The organism is Stenotrophomonas sp. pho (assembly GCF_006228405.1).
GTDB lineage: Bacteria > Pseudomonadota > Gammaproteobacteria > Xanthomonadales > Xanthomonadaceae > Stenotrophomonas > Stenotrophomonas sepilia.
The window spans coordinates 1,439,240-1,456,986 of the sequence record NZ_CP029759.1; the positions used below are offsets into that span (position 1 = coordinate 1,439,240).

Consider the following 17,747-nt stretch of genomic DNA (forward strand, 5'->3'; position numbering starts at 1 on the left):
GGCGCCGGATTCAGGCGTGCGGGAGGCCGCCTTCTGTAGCGCCGAGCCCATGCTCGGCTGTCCACAGCTGCCGAGCATGAGCTCGGCGCTACAACGCCAGCAGGCTCAGGCGATGGCCGCGACAGCCGGCGCTTCCAGGCACTCGCGCACCGGGGCGAAGCTGCGCCGGTGCTCCACGCAGGGGCCGTGCTCGCGCAGGGCGGCCAGGTGGGCCGGAGTGCCATAGCCCTTGTGCTGCTCGAACCCATACTGGGGGTGGCGGGCGTGCACGTCCTGCATGTAGCGATCGCGCGAGACCTTGGCCAGGATCGAGGCGGCCATGATCGCGCGGTCGATGCCATCGCCGCCGACCAGCGCCTGCGCCGGCAGTACCAGGCCCTTGGGCACCACGTTGCCGTCGATGCGGGCGAAGCCGGCCACGTGGGCGACCGCTGCAACGACGTCACGCATGCCCTGCAGGGTGGCCTGGTAGATGTTCAGGCGGTCGATGGTGTCCACGTCCACCAGCACCACATGCCAGGCCAGGGCGCGCTCGACGATGCGGTCATGCAGCTGCTCGCGGCGGGCAGCGGTCAACTGCTTGGAATCATCCAGGCCGTTGATCCGTGGCCGTGACGGATCGAATACCACCGCCGCCACCGCCACCGGCCCGGCCAGCGGGCCACGCCCGGCCTCGTCGACACCGGCGACCAGGCGCTCCGGCTCGACCACTGCCGTACCGTCGAACAGGGCCAGGCTTGCTGCTGCGGCGTGGCGGCGGCTCATGCCTGCGCCTGGTCGCGCATCAGCAGCTCGCCGACGGCATCGGCGGCACGCGCCGAGGCGTTGCGTCGCAGTCGCTCGTGCAGGCGCACATAAGTGTCCTGCAGGTCGATCACCCGCTGCGGGTGGTCGAACCACTGCTGGATGGCCGCGGCCAGCCTGTCCGGCGTGCAGTCGTGCTGCATCAGCTCCGGTGCTAGGTCCTGGCCGGCCAGGATGTTGGGCAGGGCGAAGCGGTCGACCTTGATCAGGCCAAGCGCCTTGACCAGTCGATAGGTCAGTTCGTTGACGCGGTAACCGACCACCATCGGCCGCTTCACCAGCATGGCTTCCAGGGTCGCGGTGCCGGAGGCCAGCACCACCACGTCGGCGGCGATCATCGCGTTGCGCGCCTGGCCGTCAAGCACGTGCGAGTAGGCCACCGGCAGCGCCGAGCGCGACAGCTGTTCTTCGATCAGCTGCCTGCAGGCCGGGTTGGCGGCAGGCACCACCACATGCAGGCCCGGAATGCGTTCGGAGACCTGCCAGGCGGCTTCGAAGAACGGTTCGCCCAGGCGCGAGATCTCGCCGAGGCGGCTGCCCGGCAACACCGCCAGCACCTTGGCCGAGGCCGGCAGGCCGAGCGCGGCGCGTGCTTCCTCGCGGTTGCCCTGCAGCGGAATGTCATCGGCCATCGGGTGGCCGACGAAGCGCGCGTCGATGCCGTGCCGGGCATAGATCGGCGGCTCCATCGGGAACAGGCACAGCACCAGGTCGGCGCTGCTGCCGATTTTCTCGGCGCGCTTTTCGCGCCAGGCCCAGACCGACGGGCTGACGTAATGCACGGTGCGCACGCCACGCTGCTTCAGCCAGCGCTCGATGCCCAGGTTGAAGTCGGGGGCGTCGATGCCGATGAACACGTCCGGCTGCCAGTCCAGCGCACGCTGGCGGAACGCCGAGCGCAGCTTGAGCAGGCGCGGCAGGTGGCGCAGCACTTCGGTCAGGCCCATCACCGCCAGCTCGCTGGCATCGTGCCAGGTCTGGCAGCCGGCGCTGCGCATGGCATCGCCGCCGATACCGGCGAACTCGGCATTCGGGAAGCGTGCCTTCAGTTCACGCACCAGGCCCGCACCGAGCAGGTCGCCGGAGGCTTCGCCGGCAACCAGCGCGATCCGCAACGGGCGCTCGCTGAGCACCCGCTGCGCGGGAACGCTGCCGGCCATCGAGGCCAGCGGGATCACCGCGGCGCCGGCCGGCGCCTGGCCGGTCGAGCTGCTCATCGCAGCAGGGGCCTCTCGGCGTGCTCGATGAAGTCCAGCATCGCCTTCACGTCGTCGCTGTCACGCGCCTGTTCGGTCAGCTGCACCTTGGCCTCTGCCAGCGGCAGGCCCGCGACGTACAGCGTGCGGTACGCACGCTTGATGGCCGAAATGCGGTCAGCGTCGAAGCCGCGCCGCTTCAGGCCTTCGCTGTTGATGCCACGCGGGCGTCCCAGCGAATCGGTGCCGACCATGGTGAACGGCGGTACATCACCATTGGTCAGCGCGCCCATGCCGAGGAAGGCATGCGCGCCGATGCGGCAGAACTGGTGGGCACCGGCGAAGCCGCTGATGATCACGTAGTCGCCCACGGTCACGTGGCCAGCCAGAGTGGTGTTGTTGGAGAACACGCAGAAGTTGCCGACATGGCAGTCGTGTGCCACGTGCGTGTAGGCCAGCATCCAGTTGTCGTTGCCGATGGTGGTGATGCCGCCGCCGCCGCCGGTGCCACGGTTGAGCGTGACGAACTCGCGGAACACGTTGCGATCGCCGATCACCAGTTCGGTACGCTCGCCGCCGAACTTCTTGTCCTGCGGCTCGCCACCGATCGCGGCATGGCCGACGAAGCGGTTGTCGCGGCCGATCCGGGTCGGGCCGTGGATGCTGCAATGGGGGCCCACCACCGTGCCGGCACCGATTTCAACATCGGGGCCGATCAGGGTGAAGGCGCCCACCTGGACATCGTCGGCCAGGCGTGCGGCCGGGTCGATGACGGCGGTGGGGTGGATCCGCGGTGCGTTGTCAGTCATTGCTGCCTCCAGTGGATCAGCCCTTGGCGCCGGCACACATGACCTCGGCCGACGCGACGACTTCGCCGTTGACCTTGGCTTCGCCGTAGTACCAGCCCATGTTGCGGATCAGGCGCTTCATCTGCACGTCCAGCATCAGCACGTCACCGGGCACGACCTGCTTGTTGAAGCGGGCGTTTTCCACCTTGACCATGTAGAACAGCTTGGACTGCGCATCGCGGCCGAGCGTGAGCTGGGTCATGACGCCGCCAGCCTGCGCCAGCGCTTCGATGATCAGCACCCCGGGCATGATCGGGCGGCCCGGGAAGTGGCCCTGGAAGAACGGCTCGTTGATGCTGACGTTCTTCTGCGCCAGGATCCGCTTGGTCTCGACGTCGAGTTCAAGCACCCGGTCCACCAGCAGGAACGGGTAGCGGTGCGGAAGCAGTTCCTGGATCTGGCAGACGTCGATCGGAAGCTGCAGCGAATCGTTCATTCTTTCTCCTTGCCAGCAGCCAGAACGCGGCGAGCCAATGCGTCCAGCTGCTTGAAGCGCGCGGCGTTCTTGCGCCACGTGCGGTTGTCGGTCAATGGGGTGCCGGACGAATACTCGCCCGGCTCATGGATGGAGTTGCGGACCACCGACTTGCCGGTGATCACGACCTTGTCGCAGATCTCGAGGTGGCCGACCACGCCAACGTGGCCGCCGAGCAGGCAGTAACGGCCGATCTTGGCGCTGCCGGCGATGCCGGTGCAGCCGGCAATGGCCGAGTGGGCGCCGATCTGCACGTTGTGGGCAATCTGCACCAGGTTGTCCAGGCGAACATCCTCGGCAAGGACGGTGTCTTCCAGCGCGCCACGATCAACACAGGTATTGGCGCCGATCTCGCAATCATCGCCGATGCGGACACCGCCGAGCTGCGGCACCTTGATCCACTTGCCAGCGTCCATCGCCAGGCCGAAGCCATCGGCGCCGAGTACGGCACCGGGATGCACGCGCACGCGCTTGCCCAGCGTGACCCGGGTGACCAGGGTCACGCGGGCGATCAGCTCACAGCCGGTATCCAGGCTGCAGTCCTCGCCGATCACGCTGCCGGTGCCGATGACGCAGTTCTCACCGACGACGCTGCGCGCACCGACCGTGACGAACGGGCCGATATGGGCGCTGGCGGCGACCTGGGCGCTGGGATCGATCACTGCGCTGGGATGGATGCCCGGCGGGCGGGTCGGCGCGATGTCGAACAGCGCGGCGATCTTGGCGAATGCGGTGTACGGGTCCTTGGCGACGAGCGCGGCGCCGGGGGCGGCCTCGACGTCATCGGCACGCAGGACCACCAGCGAAGCCCGGCTGTCGGCCAGCTGGACGCGATAGCGGGGGTTGGCAAGGAAGGTCAGCTGGCCAGGACCGGCATGGGCGAGGGTAGCCACGCCATGGATGGCGGTAGCGGGATCGCCATGGACCTGCAGGCCGAACTGCTCGGCGAGTTGCTGGGCGGTGTAGGTGGGAGTATTCACGGCGGGAGTTTAACGTGTGACGCCATTGCGGTCATGCGGGGGCATATGCAGCCAACGGCAGGGCCCCTCGCGGCCGGCAGAGCCAGTGTCATGGGCTGGGTCGGACGGGGCGGGACTGCGGGGGGCGGCGCAAGTACGTCCATGTAGCCTTGGTCGCCGCATCCATGCGGCTCACACCCCCGCAGCCCCACCCCGTCCGACCTCCGACGGCCTGGCGCGAGTGCCAGCCACGGAAAAACAGAAAAGATCAAAAGCAGAGCGGGCGCTTCCGGCATCCAGGCCAAACGAAAACGCCGGGCAGAGCCCGGCGCTTCGCACCCCGTCTGGTGGAGAGCCCCCTTTGTTAAGGGGGGCGCGCCCCTGGGAATCGCAGGAGCGATTCCCAACGTTGCTATGCAACGGCCCGAAGGGCGCATGCCATGGATGGCATGCGTAGCGGCGCGGGGGATAGGTGGAATGCGGGGGCAGTTCTGGCGAACCGCCTCGCGGTTCGTCAGAACTGCCCACCGAACGTGAATTGCAGGCGTTCGATCTTGTCATCGTCTTCCTTCTTCAGCGGGAAGGCGTAGCTGATCGAGATCGGGCCGACCGGGGCGCGCCACAGCAGGGCCACACCGGTGGATACGCGCAGCTCGTTGGCCTTGAAGTTGTCCACGCCGGTATACACGTTGCCGAAGTCGACGAAGGCCGACACGCGCGCCGACGGGCTGTCGAACAGGCGCGGGAAGTAGGCTTCCACCGAACCGACGGTCTTCAGCGAGCCACCCAGCGGCTGGCCTTCTGGGTAGCCGCGGGTAACTTCGCGCGGGCCGAGGGTGTTGTCCTCGAAGCCGCGTACCGAGTTGGTACCACCGGCGTAGAAGTTCTCGAAGAACGGCAGGCCGCTGGCGGTGACGGTGCGGGTGGTGCCATCCGGATTGGTCAGCGTACGGGTGTAGTCCTTGCCGTAGGCATCACCGTAGCCGATTTCGGCGCGGGTGTTGATCACCAGCGACGGCATGATCGGCCAGTACTTGCTGATCTGGTAGTTCAGCTTGTAGTACTCGATGGTCGAACCCGGCAGCGTGGTTTCCAGGCCCACGCGCTGGTAGGTACCGCGGGTCGGCATGAAGTAGTCGTTGCGCGAGTCGCGCGCCCAGCCCAGCTCGGTGCGCCAGGCATGGAAGGTGCGCTTACCGACGGCGTTGATGTAGTCGATGATCGACTGCGGGGTCGAGCCTTCGTAGGTGGTGATCTGGTTGCTGTCGATGCCGAACATCAGCGAGACGGTGTCGGTCTCGGTCAGCGGCACGCCGAACACCACCTGCGCGGCACCGTTGGTGCTGTTGTACTGCGCGGTGTTGAAGTCGGAGTAATCCAGTTCGCGCCAGGACAGGTTGTAGCCCAGCGACACGCCGTCATCGGTGAAGTACGGGTTGGTGTAGCTGAAACCGTAGCGCTGCAGGTAGCTGCTGCGCGAGGCTTCGACCGACACGCGGTTGCCGCCACCGAGGAAGTTGTTCTGCGACAGCTGCACCGAGGTGGTCATGCCGTAGGACTGCGAGTAACCCAGGCCGAACACGAAGCTGCCCGAGGTGGTTTCCTTGACGTTGTAGACGACGTCGACCTGGTCGTTGCTGCCGCTGACGGCCGGGGTCTCCACTTCCACCGATTCGAAGTAGCCCAGGCGCTGCAGGCGGATCTTGGAGCGGTCGATCGCGGCCTGCGAGTACCAGCTGTTCTCGAACTGGCGCATTTCGCGACGCATCACTTCATCGGACGTGCGGGTGTTGCCGCGGAACAGGATGCGGCGCACCGACACGCGCGGGCCGGGCACGACCTGCATGTTGATGGCCACGGTCTGCTCGGCGCGGTTGGTGGTCGGGATCGGGTTCACCTTGGCGAACGCGTAGCCGATGTTGGACAGCGAATTGGTGATGGTGTCCGAGCTGAATTCCAGCAGGGCACGCGAGAACGTGTCGCCGGACTTCTGGATCACCATGCGCTCGACGTCCTCCTGCGGGAGGATGGTGTCGCCGCTGACCTTGATCTCGGAGATCTTGTACTGCGCACCCTCGGTCACGCCCGCGGTCAGGAACATGTCGCGCTTGTCGGGGCTGATCGAGACCTGGGTGGAATCGATGCTGAAATCGACGTAGCCGCGATCCAGGTACCAGGAGTTGAGCTTTTCCAGGTCGCCGGACAGCTTTTCCTTGGAGTACTGGTCGTCACGGCGGTACCACGACGCCCAGTTGTGCTCCTTGGACTCCCAGGTCTCCAGGATGTCCTTGCTCTCGAACTTCTCGGTGCCCACCAGGTTGACGTGGCGGATCTTGGCGGCCTTGCCTTCCTTGATGGCGATGGCGATGTCCACGCGGTTGCGGTCCAGCGGGCTCACCGTCGGGGTGATGTCGACGTTGTACTTGCCACGGTCGTTGTACTGGCGGCGCAGTTCCTGGGTCACGCGGTCCAGGCTCAGGCGATCGAAGGTGCCGCCCTCGGTCAGGCCGATGTCGGACAGGCCCTTGAGCAGCTGGTCGGACTTGATGTCCTTGTTGCCGGTCACGGTCAGCTTGTTGATCGCCGGGCGTTCCTTGACGGTCACCACCAGGATCGTGCCCTGGCGGTCCAGCTGCACGTCTTCGAAGAAGCCGGTCTTGTACAGGGCGCGGATCGTCTCGCCGACCTTGTTGTCGGTGATCGTCTCGCCGCGTTCCACCGGCAGGTAGGTGAACACCGTGCCCGAGCTGATGCGCTGCAGGCCATCGACGCGGATGTCGCTGACAGTGAAGGGCTCGGCTGCCTGGGCCAGGGCGGGAGCGCCGGTGACGGCGGCGAGGGCGAGGGCCAGCAGGCGGCGATTGGGGAGTCGCGTCATGTCACGTCCGGTAGGAAGGTCGATTTCATTGGTGCGGGATGCCGACGCTGTAGACGGCAACAACGTGGAAAAGTTCATCGCGGGACCAGGCCGAGGATGTCGTTGTAGAACGCCAACCCCATCAGCCCGGCCAGCAACGCCAGGCCGATGTATTGGCCGGCGGCGATGGCACGCTCGCTCAGCGGGCTGCCCTTGACCAACTCGATAAGGTAATACAGCAGGTGGCCGCCGTCCAAGATCGGGATCGGCAGCAGGTTGATGATGCACAGGCTGAGCGACAGCAGGGCAAGGAACTGCAGGAACCAGTCGAGGCCGCGCTTGGCCGAGACATTGGCCACGCGGGCGATCGTGACCGGCCCGGAAACGTTCTGCAGCGAGGCCTTGCCGGTCACGATGCGACCCATCATGCCCAGCGAGTCGGCGGCCAGGCGGCCGGTCTCGCGCACCGCCACGGTCACCGCATCCAGCGGGCCATAGCGCAGCAGGGTGTCGTAGGCGGGGCTGTAGCTGGTGGGGAAGCCGACGCCGATCTGCCAGACCGGATTGCCCTTGCCGTCCTTGCCCTGGCGCGGGGTGACTTCCAGCGCCAGGCGCTCGCCGCCACGCAGGACCTCGATCATTCCCGGCCCGCCGGCACGGCCCAGGGCCTGGATCTCGCCGATCACCTGGTCGACGCTGTCGATGCGCTGGCCATCGATGGCCACGATCAGGTCGCCTGGCTGCAGTTGCCCTGTCACCACGGAGTCCGCAGTCAGCGACTCCACTTGCGCCGGCTGCAGCCACGACTGCCAGTGCAGGCCTGCCAGGATCGGCACCCGCCGCTCATCGAAACCCGCCGGCAGCTGCGACAGCGGCAGGGTGCGCGTGCGTACCTGGTCAGCCGTATCCAGCACTTCCAGCTTCACGTCGCGGCGGTCCATCGCGGCTGCGGTCAGCGCCATGCTGGCCTCGCCGAGGGTGACCACCTGGCGGTCGTCCACGCGCAGCACGCGGTCGCCGCTGGCCAGGCCGGCACTGGCGGCGATGCCGCTGACACGGCCGATGGTGGGCGAGTAATCCTGCTTGCCGATCACGAACATCGCCCACAGCAGCAGGATGCACAGCAGCAGATTGGCGATCGGGCCGGCGGCAACGATCGCGATGCGCTGCCAGACGGTCTTGTGGTTGAAGGCCTGGCCGCGCTCGTGCGGGTGGACTTCGACCTCGCGTTCGTCGAGGAACTTCACGTAACCGCCCAGCGGGATGGCGGCGATGGCGAACTCGGTGCCGTGCCTGTCGCGGCGCGACCACAGCGGCCGGCCGAAGCCGACCGAGAAACGCAGGATCTTGACCCCGCACAGGCGCCCGACCCAGTAATGCCCGAACTCGTGAAAGGTGACCAGCAGCCCGAGGCTGACGATCATCCACCAGACCGATCCGATGAAGTCAGTCATGCAGGCTCACAGTGGTGGGCAGGGGCGGCGGCGTCATGCTGGGCGAGGCGGTCGTTCAGGCGGCGTCGATGGCGTTCAGGGTGAGCTGGCGTGCCCGCTGGTCGGCGGACAACAGGATCTCCAGTGTATCGGCTGGCTGGGTCGGCAGTGTTGAAAGAGCGTTAGCAACCAGCGCCGGGATCGTCAGGAAACCGATCCGGCCCTGAAGAAACGCTGAAACCGCCTCTTCATTGGCGGCGTTCAGCACCGCCGGTGCGGTACCGCCGGCCTGCATCGCCTGCCAGGCCAGCGCCAGGCAGGGGAAGGCGTCAGTATCCGGGGCCTCGAAATCCAGGCGGCCCTGGGCCAGCAGGTCCAGCCCGGCCACGCCCGATTCGATGCGCTGCGGCCAGCCCAGGCCGACGGCGAGAGTGGTGCGCATGTCCGGCAGGCCCATCTGGGCCAGGGTCGAGCCATCGACGAACTCGACCAGCGAATGGACCAGGCTCTGCGGGTGCACCAGCACCTCGATGCGCTCGCCGGGCACGCCGAACAGGTGGTGGGCCTCGATGACTTCCAGGCCCTTGTTCATCAATGTCGCCGAATCGACCGAGATCTTCGGCCCCATCGACCACTTGGGGTGGGCAACGGCCTGGGCCGGGGTGACCTGGGCCAGTTCGGCGCGGCTGCGGCCACGGAACGGGCCGCCGGAGGCGGTCAGCAGGATCCGGCGCACGCCGGCGCCGTCGACACTGGCATCGCGCGAGCGCAGGCACTGGAAGATCGCGCTGTGCTCGCTGTCGATCGGGATGATTTCGGCACCGGCACGTTCGGCCGTCCGGGTCAGCAGTTCGCCGGCCAGCACCAGCGATTCCTTGTTGGCCAGCAGGATGCGCTTGCCGGCGGCCGCGGCAGCCAGGGTCGAGGACAGGCCGGCCGCGCCGACGATGGCCGCGACCACGGTATCGCAGGCATCGCTGGCGGCCAGCTGGTCCAGCGCGGCCTGGCCGGCATGGGCCTCGGTGGCAAGGCCGGCCTCGCGCAGGCCGTCACGCAGTTCGGCGAACAGCGATGCGTCGGCGATCACCGCGTGCGCGGGTCTGTGCTGGCGGCACAGCGCCAGCAGCGCCTGCACCTGGCGGCCGGCAGCGAGCACCGTGGCCTGGTAGCGGTGCGGGTGGCGGGCGATCACGTCCAGCGTGGAGGCGCCGATCGAGCCGGTAGCGCCGAACACGGCGACCCGGCGCAGGTCTGCAGCAGCATTCATGGTCAGAACCCGAAGATTTCCTTGCCCAGCGCGAACACCGGCACGGCGGCGAGGACGCCGTCGACCCGGTCGAGCACGCCACCGTGGCCCGGGATCAGGTGGCCTGAGTCCTTGGCGCCGGCATGGCGCTTGATCAGGCTCTCGAACAGGTCGCCCAGGACCGAGGCGAACACCGCCACCACCGCGGTGATCAACAGGCCGGGCAGGTGTGCGGCATCGATGCCAGTCAGCCAGCCCAGGCCGAGGGCCACGGCGACACCGGCCAGCAGGCCGCCGAACAGGCCTTCCCAGGTCTTGTTGGGGCTGATCCGCGGCGCCAGCTTGTGCTTGCCGAAATGGCGGCCAGCGAAATAGGCGCCCGAGTCGGCCGCCCACACCAGCGCCAGAGCAGCCAGCAGCCACAGGTGGCCCTGCTGGCCCGGCGGATCGCCGCCGGCATGGATCAGCACCAGCGCGGCCCAGGCCGGGACGATGGCCAGGGTACCGGCCAGCATCTTCAGGATCCGCGAGGGTGCCGACGGCTGTGCACCGAAGTTGAAGAAGCGCAACCAGAGCAGCGCGGCCAGCCACCAGGCAACGCCGGCCAGCGTGGTTATCTGGAACAGGACCAGGGTGCTGCCATCGGCCCAGACCAGCAGCACCATCAGCAGCAGGTTCAGCACCAGCAGCACGGTGCGCGCCAGGGTGTCTTCGATACCGGCCAGCTTCAGCCATTCCCACAGGCCGATCAGCAGCACGGCGGCGGCCGCGGCGGCCAGCCATTGCGTGGGCAGCAGCAGGATCGCCGCAATGGCTAGCGGCGCCATGATCAGCGCGGCAAGGACTCGGGTCTTGGTCATGGGCTGGAAGTCTCGGTGGCCAGTGCGGCAATCTGGGCGCTGGTCAGGCCGAAACGACGCTCGCGACCGGCATAGGCGTCGAGCGCCTGCTGCAGCTGCCCGGCGTCGAAGTCCGGCCACAGGGCCTCGGTGAACCACAGTTCGGTATAGGCGAGCTGCCACAGCAGGAAGTTGCTGATGCGGGTGTCGCCGCCGGTGCGGATGAACAGGTCCGGCGGCGGCAGGTCGGCCAGGGCCACCTGGCTGCCCAGCAGCGCTTCGTCGATCTGCTCGGGCAGCAGGCGACCGGCCGCCACTTCGACGGCCAGGGCGCGCGCGGCGCGGGCGATGTCCTGGCGGCCACCGTAGCTGGCAGCGATCGACAGGGTCAGGGTGGTGTTGTCGGCGGTGCGCTGCTCGGCCAGCTGCATGCGGCTGACCAGCCCGGCGCCGAAGCGCTCGCGTTCGCCGATGAAGCGCACGCGCACGCCACGCCGGTGCAGCTCGTCCACTTCGCGGTCGAGTGCACCGAGGAACAGCTTCATCAGCGCGTCCACTTCCTCCTGCGGCCGGCCCCAGTTCTCGCTGGAGAAGGCGAACAGGGTCAGCGCCGGAATGCCCAGTTCAAGGCAGCGCTCGATGGTGCGGTTGACCGCGCGCGCGCCGGCACGGTGGCCGATCACCCGGGGGCGACGGCGCTGCTGTGCCCAACGCCCATTGCCATCCATGATGATGGCAATGTGGCGGGGCAGGGAGGCAGGCAACGGAGGCGGGACTGAAGGCATCGACTTCAGACCGACAGCAGTTCTTTTTCCTTGTCGGCAACGACCTTGTCGACGTCCTTGATGTTGGCGTCGGTCAGCTTCTGGATGTCGTCTTCGCCGCGCTTCTTCTCGTCTTCGCTGATCGCTTTGTCCTTGACCAGCTTGGCGATTTCCTTGTTCGCGTCCTGACGGATGTTGCGGATCGCGATCTTGGCGCCTTCCCCTTCCTTCTGCACCTGCTTGACCAGCTCCTTGCGGCGCTCTTCGGTCGGCGGCGGCATGTTGATGCGGATCGCGGTGCCCAGCGTGTTCGGAGTGAACTCGGCGTTGTAGAGACCCTTTTCGATCTCCTTGATCATGCCTTTGTCGAACGGGGTGACCAGCAGCGAGTGGGCGTCGGCGTTGGAGATCGACGCGACCTGGTTCAGCGGGGTGCTGGCGTTGCCATAGGCGCTGACCGTCACGCGGTCCAGCAGGGCCGGGGTGGCACGGCCGGTCCGGATGGAGGTGAGGGTGTGCTTCAGAGCGTCAATGCTCTTGGCCATGCGCGTCTGCGCGTTGTTCTTGATGTCGTTGAGCATCGCCCGGTCCTGGATGTATCTGGAATCGGGCGATTATAGGCGAATACGGGACGCTGCCGGGCCTGAATCGGCCCGGTCGTCGCTTTGCGCTCAGGCTCAGGCCGGGTCGCGGCCCTGGACCAGGGTGCCGATGTTCGCGCCGTTGAGGATCTTCAGCAGTTCGCCCGGCTGGCCCATGTCGAACACGCGCATCGGCAGGTCGCTGTCGCGGGCCAGAGCGAAGGCCGCTGTGTCCATCACTTCCAGGCCGCGGCGGATCACTTCGTCGTAGCTCAGGCTGTCGAAGCGGACCGCATCGCTGTGCTTGTTCGGGTCCTTGTCGTACACGCCATCGACCTTGGTGGCCTTCAGCAGCAGGTCGGCGCCGATCTCGATCGCGCGCAGTGCGGCGCCGGAGTCGGTGGTGAAGAACGGGCTGCCGACGCCGGCAGCGAAGATCACCAGGCGGCCCTTTTCCAGGTGGCGGATGGCGCGGCGGCGGATGTAGTCCTCGCACACGTCGTTGATCTTGATCGCGCTCATCACCCGGGCCTTGGCACCCAGCTTCTCGAGGGCGTCCTGCATGGCCAGGGCGTTGATGACGGTGGCCAGCATGCCCATCTGGTCGCCGGTTACGCGGTCCATGCCGCCGGCGGCCAGGCCGGCGCCGCGGAAGATGTTGCCACCTCCGATCACCAGCGCCACTTCGGCACCGGCCTGCTGGGCTTCGATGACCTCACGGGCGAGGCGATTGATGATCTTGGGGTCGATGCCGTAGTCCTCGTCTCCCATCAGCGCCTCCCCGGAGAGTTTCAGAAGGATGCGGCGATAGGCGAGCTTGGACATGGGGACCTCGGGTGCGTGGAAATCGCGGGCGATTCTACGCGCATGCGGCGTTGTGCCAAAGTGTTTTGTGCACTGCGGCGCAGAATCTGGTGGTTCGCCCGGTCTGCCGGGGCGCCCCGTTCAGCCCAGTTCGGCGCTGGCCGTGGCCGACAGCTCGTCATGGCCCAGCGCCCCCGGCGAGCGGGCGATCACCCGGTTGCGGCCCAGGTTCTTGGAGCGGTACAGCACATCGTCGGCGGCGCGCAGCAGGTCCTGGACGTCGGCGAAGCGCTCGTAGCCGCCCTGGGTGGCCACGCCGGCGGAGAAGGTGACGAACAGCGGACCACCCTCCAGCTCGGCCATCGGCGTGGCGACGATGTTGGCCAGCACCCGGCGGATCACGTCCAGGGCCACGCTTTCGCTGGTGTTGGGCAGCAGCGCGACGAACTCCTCGCCGCCGAAGCGGGCCACGGTGTCGCTGTTGCGCAACTGGCCCTGCAGCTTGCCGGCGAAGGCGCGCAGCACCTCGTCGCCGGTCAGGTGGCCGTGGGCGTCGTTGATCTTCTTGAAGTCGTCCAGGTCGATGAAGGCCACCGACAGTGGCCAGCCCTGGCGGCCGGCACGCAGGAATTCCTGCTCCAGCACCGCTTCCAGCTGGCGGCGGTTGAGCACGCCTGTCAATGCATCACGATGGGCCTGGTCGGCCAGGCGCTTGGCGCGCGCCTCGAATTCGTCGGCACGGCGGCGTGCCTGGTCGGCATCCTGCAGTTCGCGCAGGTTGCGCAGCGTGGCCAGTTCCTGCGCATGATCGATCAGCTCGCGCACCCGCGCCGGAGAATTGAGGCCGGCATCGAACAGGCTGGCGATGTCGGGCAGGGCCTCGCTGATGCGGGCCAGCACCTGGTCGAAGCGCGCGCTGTCCAGCTCCAGGCGGTCGTGCACCTGCTGCAGGGCGCGCTCGCGCGCGGCATCGGCGTCGCTATCCAGCCAGATGTCGGCCACTGCGCCGGACAGTTGCACGCAGGCCTGGAATGGCGATTCGGCGGCGTCCTCGTCCTCGCTGTGGCTGATGCTCTCCACCAGGTAGCGGGGCAGGCCCCATTGCTCGGCCACCCAGGCGCCGACGTCGGCGTGGCTGCAGCCCAGCGCCTCGCGCTCGAGGGAAACCAGGTCGATGTTGTCGCGTGCTTCGCGCAGCAGCGGCAGGTAGCGCTCCGACTCGGCCTGGGTCAGGCACAGCACGCCCAGGTCCTGCAGCAGTCCGGCCAGCATCAGCTCCTCCAGCCGGCGCAGGCCGCGCGCCTGGCCCAGCTGGCTGGCCGCCAGGGCACTGAGGATGCTGCGCTTCCACGCGCGCTGGCGCAGGTCATGATCGGCGCCACCGCCGGTCAGGCCCTGGGTGACGGTGAAGCCGAGGGCGAGGCTGATCGTGGCGTTCAGGCCCAGCATGGTCAGCGCCTGGCCGAGGTTCTCGATGCGGCGGCGGCTGGCATACAGCGGCGAATTGGCGATGCGCAGCATGCGAGCGCTCAGCGCCATGTCGATGGCGATGATGTCGGCGGCGGTGGCGATGTCCGCTTCCGGGTCCTGAGCCAGTTCGATGATGCGCAGGGCAATACCGGGTGGCGAAGGCAGGTTGCGGCAGAGCGCCAGGGCAGCTGTCAGCTCGGGAGGCATGTCGGGTCGTTCAATTCCATTGGGGCAAGAATACCTAGGAACGCATCACAGTCCGCGATTTTCGTTCCTGCTAAGTGACTGAGGATTCCCTGCGACTGAGTATCGGCTTGATTCGAGCGCAACGCAAAGGTGCCGGTTGTGCGCACCAACGGTGCGCACCCACCGATGGGCCATGGGTTAATCCCTAGGCCCATGCATAAAAAAAGAGCCGCGGTTTCCCGCGGCTCCTTCTGGTCGTTTCACAGCCGAAGGGCTGGAATCAGACCTGCATCGCCTTGGCAACTTCGGCGGCGTAGTCTTCCACCACCTTTTCGATGCCTTCGCCGACGATCAGCAGCTTGAAGCCTGCCACGTCCGCGCCAGCGGCCTTGACCACCTGCTCGACGGTGGTGTCGCCCAGCACGTAGGTCTGGCCGTACAGGGTCACGTCGCTGACGATCTTGTTGATCTTGCCGCTGATGATCTTTTCCAGGATGTCGGCCGGCTTGGCCTTGTCCTTCTCGGTCATCTTGGCCAGCTCGATTTCCTTTTCCTTTTCGACGAACTCGGCCGGAACGTCCGCAGCCTTGTTGTGCGGCGGCTTCAGCGCGGCCACGTGCATCGCCAGGCCACGGGCCAGCTCGACGTCGCCGCCGATCAGGTCGACCAGCACGCCAACCTTGCCGTTGGTGTGGACGTAGGCACCGATGTTGCCGGTGGTGTCGACCTTGACCATGCGGCGGATCTGGATGTTCTCACCCAGGGTCTGCACGGCGGTGGCGCGGGCTTCTTCAACGGTGCGGCCGTCGGCCAGCGTGGCGGCCTTCACGGCTTCGACGTCGGTGGCGCCCGATGCCAGGGCAGCGGCAGCGACGGCGTTGACGAAGGACTTGAAGTTGTCATCGTTGGCGACGAAGTCGGTTTCCGAGTTGACTTCGACCAGCACGGCCTTGCCGCCGTCCTGGGCCAGGCCCAGACGGCCTTCGGCGGCCACGCGGTCAGCCTTCTTGTCGGCCTTGGCAGCGCCGGACTTGCGCATGGCTTCAGCAGCGGCGTTGATGTCGCCGTTGGCTTCGGTAAGCGCCTTCTTGCATTCCATCATGCCGGCGCCGGTGCGCTCGCGCAGTTCCTTGACCAGGGAAGCAGTGATTTCCACGGGATTACCTCACGAAAGAAAGGGGTTGGGCCGGCATGGTGGCCGGCCCGTGTGACACGGTCCTGTCACGCGCCAGGGGCTGCGTGCAGGGAGGGTGGACGCCGGGCGTCCACCCGGGGCCTGGATCAGGCCTGGGCGTCGTCGCCCTTCTTGGCAGCCTTCTTGGCCGGAGCGCGGCGGGCCGGCTTCTCTTCGCCTTCAGCAGCGGCTTCAGCGAACTCTTCCTCGCGCACCGAAGCGGCGTGCGGGGCAGCGGCCTTGCCTTCCAGCACGGCGTCGGCAGCGGCGCGGGCGTACAGCTGCACAGCGCGGATGGCGTCGTCGTTGCCCGGGATGGCGTAGTCCACCAGTTCCGGGTTGTAGTTGGTGTCGACCACGGCGATGACCGGAATGCCCAGCTTCTTGGCTTCCTTGATCGCGATGTCTTCGTGGCCGATGTCGATCACGAAGATGGCGTCCGGCAGACGGTTCATGTCCTTGATGCCGCCCAGCGAGGCTTCCAGCTTGTCGCGCTCGCGACGCAGGCCCAGCACTTCGTGCTTGACCAGCTTCTCGAAGGTGCCGTCGGTTTCACCGGCTTCCAGTTCCTTCAGGCGGGCAACCGACTGCTTGACGGTACGGAAGTTGGTCAGGGTGCCGCCCAGCCAACGCTGGTTCATGAACGGCATGCCGCAACGCTCGGCTTCTTCCTTGATGGTTTCGCGGGCGCTGCGCTTGGTGCCCAGGAACAGGACGGTGCCGCGCTTCTGGGCAACCGACGAGATGAAGTTCATCGCATCGTTGAACAGCGGGACGGTCTTTTCCAGGTTGATGATGTGGATCTTGCCGCGGGCGCCGAAGATGTACGGAGCCATCTTCGGGTTCCAGTAGCGGGTCTGGTGGCCGAAGTGGACGCCGGCTTCCAGCATCTGACGCATGGTGACCTGGGGCATTGCAATACTCCTGATATGGAACCAGCGATTCCGCCCGCGGGATAGGTATGCGGGACGCGTGGAAGCGCGATCGGTTCCGGGGTTGGGCTTCCCTGTTGCCTCCGTGGCCGAACTCCTCGCGGAGCACCCCGGCACGGATGGGGGCAGCAGGTGTGGATTCACCGGTGACGTCCGGTGTGGACGGGCTCCCGCGCACGCAGGCGGCAGGAATCCGGTCGATTATAGCCCGCTGGGGCGTCCGCTGCAATTGCAGGGTCAGATGCGGCCAGATCGACCTCGCGGCCGTCCTGCAGACGGGCCCGGAAGTGGCCGCCCACATAGCCATCGGGCGGGCAGGCAGGGGCCAGCGGCGTTCATGGCCTGCGAGGATATAGCCGGCCAGCCCGGCCACCAGCAGCGACGATTGGCCGTCGGCCGCTATGAATCGCAGATCGTGCAGGCGGCCATGCAGCGTACTGGAATTGCTGAGTCGCAGCATGGGCTGAGGCCCAAGTGCCTCGACGCGGGCCTGCAGCCGGGCATGCAGCGCTGGCGCCGCTGGGCTGCGGAACAACGGCAGCGAGTAGCGGGGCAATCCCGGCAAGGCCGGCGCCAGCACGATCCGATAGGCCTGTTCACCCACCGATGCTGGCGGACCGCCTGGCAGCAGCCAGACGCGCTGGGTGCTGCCAGGGGCCAGGTCCAGCCGCGCAGGGCTGACCCGGATCCGGTCGCTGGGCTGCAGTCGTTCGGCGTCCAGTTGCTGCTCCCAGGCCAGCACCTGCACCTGCCCCTGCCAGCGGCCGGGCCCCGGATTGCGCAGCCACAGTTCCGCGCGGCCGCCTTCGGCGGGTAGCTGCAGGGTGGTCGGCAACAGCTCCAGCGCCGCCGAGGGCTGCGCCAGCAGCAGTCCAAGCAGGATCAGCAGCGCGCGCATCAGTAGATGAGGGTCACGGAAGGCATTGCGCTGTCGTCTGTCGCCGGTGGTGCGAGGTCGCGGACCTGGGGCGGCACCTTGGGGGCGTCACTGCGCTGGTGTGGCGCCGCGCAACGGGGAGCGCCGGCATCGTCGCTGCAGGATTCGACCACGGTCAGCCGGATCTGCAGCGTGCTGCTGCGCGGTTCGGCGCGGGCCGGCGTGCTGGCGACCAGCATCGCCCCGATCAGAAATGCGCGAACCACCTGCCACCCACCGTGCTTAAAGACTCGCTGCGCGGT

16 protein-coding genes and 1 pseudogene are annotated in these 17,747 nt (G+C 67.3%); all 17 read right to left on the reverse strand.

Going from position 1 to position 17,747, the window contains the following annotated elements:
• Positions 1–105: 105 nt before the first annotated feature.
• Positions 106–765, reverse strand: a complete 660-nt coding sequence (locus DL544_RS06760) for a ribonuclease HII (RefSeq protein ID WP_005415842.1) — start codon at positions 763–765, stop codon at positions 106–108.
• Positions 762–1,964 carry a lipid-A-disaccharide synthase gene (lpxB, locus tag DL544_RS06765; RefSeq protein ID WP_231109109.1) on the reverse strand — a complete coding sequence of 401 codons (1,203 nt, stop codon included), beginning with the start codon at positions 1,962–1,964 and terminating at the stop codon, positions 762–764. The genes DL544_RS06760 and lpxB overlap by 4 nt, the downstream gene beginning before the upstream one ends.
• A gap of 53 nt (positions 1,965–2,017) precedes the next feature.
• The gene (gene lpxA, locus DL544_RS06770; RefSeq protein WP_005415844.1) at positions 2,018–2,809 is read right to left on the reverse strand and encodes an acyl-ACP--UDP-N-acetylglucosamine O-acyltransferase; all 792 of its coding nucleotides are present in this window, start codon (positions 2,807–2,809) and stop codon (positions 2,018–2,020) included.
• Between the two features lie 16 nt (positions 2,810–2,825).
• Positions 2,826–3,284 (reverse strand): 3-hydroxyacyl-ACP dehydratase FabZ, encoded by a 459-nt coding sequence (gene fabZ / locus DL544_RS06775; RefSeq protein ID WP_139726930.1) that lies wholly within the window; start codon positions 3,282–3,284, stop codon positions 2,826–2,828.
• The gene (gene lpxD, locus DL544_RS06780; RefSeq protein ID WP_139726931.1) at positions 3,281–4,303 is read right to left on the reverse strand and encodes a UDP-3-O-(3-hydroxymyristoyl)glucosamine N-acyltransferase; all 1,023 of its coding nucleotides are present in this window, start codon (positions 4,301–4,303) and stop codon (positions 3,281–3,283) included. Before lpxD ends, fabZ begins: the two co-directional genes overlap by 4 nt.
• A 493-nt stretch (positions 4,304–4,796) precedes the next feature.
• Positions 4,797–7,160 carry an outer membrane protein assembly factor BamA gene (gene bamA / locus DL544_RS06785; protein ID WP_065177435.1) on the reverse strand — a complete coding sequence of 788 codons (2,364 nt, stop codon included), beginning with the start codon at positions 7,158–7,160 and terminating at the stop codon, positions 4,797–4,799.
• A 74-nt stretch (positions 7,161–7,234) separates the two neighbouring features.
• The gene (rseP, locus tag DL544_RS06790; RefSeq protein WP_005415848.1) at positions 7,235–8,593 is read right to left on the reverse strand and encodes an RIP metalloprotease RseP; all 1,359 of its coding nucleotides are present in this window, start codon (positions 8,591–8,593) and stop codon (positions 7,235–7,237) included.
• 55 nt (positions 8,594–8,648) lie between these two features.
• Positions 8,649–9,839 (reverse strand): 1-deoxy-D-xylulose-5-phosphate reductoisomerase, encoded by a 1,191-nt coding sequence (locus DL544_RS06795; protein ID WP_065177434.1) that lies wholly within the window; start codon positions 9,837–9,839, stop codon positions 8,649–8,651.
• Positions 9,840–9,841: 2 nt separating this feature from the next.
• Entirely contained in the window at positions 9,842–10,678 is an 837-nt protein-coding gene (locus tag DL544_RS06800) for a phosphatidate cytidylyltransferase (protein ID WP_139726932.1), read from the reverse strand.
• Positions 10,675–11,442 carry a polyprenyl diphosphate synthase gene (gene uppS / locus DL544_RS06805; RefSeq protein WP_032954050.1) on the reverse strand — a complete coding sequence of 256 codons (768 nt, stop codon included), beginning with the start codon at positions 11,440–11,442 and terminating at the stop codon, positions 10,675–10,677. The genes DL544_RS06800 and uppS overlap by 4 nt, the downstream gene beginning before the upstream one ends.
• 5 nt (positions 11,443–11,447) lie before the next feature.
• Positions 11,448–12,002, reverse strand: a complete 555-nt coding sequence (gene frr / locus DL544_RS06810) for a ribosome recycling factor (protein WP_005415853.1) — start codon at positions 12,000–12,002, stop codon at positions 11,448–11,450.
• Positions 12,003–12,098: 96 nt separating this feature from the next.
• Positions 12,099–12,827, reverse strand: a complete 729-nt coding sequence (pyrH, locus tag DL544_RS06815; RefSeq protein WP_005415854.1) for a UMP kinase — start codon at positions 12,825–12,827, stop codon at positions 12,099–12,101.
• 120 nt (positions 12,828–12,947) lie between these two features.
• Positions 12,948–14,483: a sensor domain-containing diguanylate cyclase gene (locus DL544_RS06820; RefSeq protein WP_065186369.1), complete on the reverse strand. Its 1,536-nt coding sequence runs from the start codon at positions 14,481–14,483 to the stop codon at positions 12,948–12,950.
• 259 nt (positions 14,484–14,742) lie between these two features.
• On the reverse strand, positions 14,743–15,618 hold the full coding sequence (tsf, locus tag DL544_RS06825) for a translation elongation factor Ts (protein ID WP_005415856.1): 876 nt from the start codon (positions 15,616–15,618) through the stop codon (positions 14,743–14,745).
• Positions 15,619–15,743: 125 nt separating this feature from the next.
• Positions 15,744–16,550, reverse strand: a complete 807-nt coding sequence (gene rpsB / locus DL544_RS06830) for a 30S ribosomal protein S2 (protein WP_005408748.1) — start codon at positions 16,548–16,550, stop codon at positions 15,744–15,746.
• Positions 16,551–16,774: 224 nt separating this feature from the next.
• Positions 16,775–17,466 (reverse strand): annotated as a pseudogene (locus DL544_RS21690) (fimbrial biogenesis chaperone); the annotation flags it as partial.
• Entirely contained in the window at positions 17,466–17,684 is a 219-nt protein-coding gene (locus tag DL544_RS06840; protein ID WP_061480195.1) for a hypothetical protein, read from the reverse strand. The pseudogene DL544_RS21690 and the gene DL544_RS06840, both read right to left, overlap by 1 nt.
• Positions 17,685–17,747 lie beyond the last annotated feature (63 nt).

Excerpts from the sequence above, each read along its gene's own strand:
- DL544_RS06760 (WP_005415842.1), bottom strand. The coding sequence starts at position 765 with ATGAGCCGCCGCCACGCCGCAGCAGCAAGCCTGGCCCTGTTCGACGGT.
- lpxB (WP_231109109.1), bottom strand. The coding sequence starts at position 1,964 with ATGGCCGGCAGCGTTCCCGCGCAGCGGGTGCTCAGCGAGCGCCCGTTG.
- lpxA (WP_005415844.1), bottom strand. The coding sequence starts at position 2,809 with ATGACTGACAACGCACCGCGGATCCACCCCACCGCCGTCATCGACCCG.
- fabZ (WP_139726930.1), bottom strand. The coding sequence starts at position 3,284 with ATGAACGATTCGCTGCAGCTTCCGATCGACGTCTGCCAGATCCAGGAA.
- bamA (WP_065177435.1), bottom strand. The coding sequence starts at position 7,160 with ATGACGCGACTCCCCAATCGCCGCCTGCTGGCCCTCGCCCTCGCCGCC.
- rseP (WP_005415848.1), bottom strand. The coding sequence starts at position 8,593 with ATGACTGACTTCATCGGATCGGTCTGGTGGATGATCGTCAGCCTCGGG.
- DL544_RS06795 (WP_065177434.1), bottom strand. The coding sequence starts at position 9,839 with ATGAATGCTGCTGCAGACCTGCGCCGGGTCGCCGTGTTCGGCGCTACC.
- DL544_RS06800 (WP_139726932.1), bottom strand. The coding sequence starts at position 10,678 with ATGACCAAGACCCGAGTCCTTGCCGCGCTGATCATGGCGCCGCTAGCC.
- uppS (WP_032954050.1), bottom strand. The coding sequence starts at position 11,442 with ATGCCTTCAGTCCCGCCTCCGTTGCCTGCCTCCCTGCCCCGCCACATT.
- frr (WP_005415853.1), bottom strand. The coding sequence starts at position 12,002 with ATGCTCAACGACATCAAGAACAACGCGCAGACGCGCATGGCCAAGAGC.
- pyrH (WP_005415854.1), bottom strand. The coding sequence starts at position 12,827 with ATGTCCAAGCTCGCCTATCGCCGCATCCTTCTGAAACTCTCCGGGGAG.
- DL544_RS06820 (WP_065186369.1), bottom strand. The coding sequence starts at position 14,483 with ATGCCTCCCGAGCTGACAGCTGCCCTGGCGCTCTGCCGCAACCTGCCT.
- rpsB (WP_005408748.1), bottom strand. The coding sequence starts at position 16,550 with ATGCCCCAGGTCACCATGCGTCAGATGCTGGAAGCCGGCGTCCACTTC.
- DL544_RS06840 (WP_061480195.1), bottom strand. The coding sequence starts at position 17,684 with ATGCTGGTCGCCAGCACGCCGGCCCGCGCCGAACCGCGCAGCAGCACG.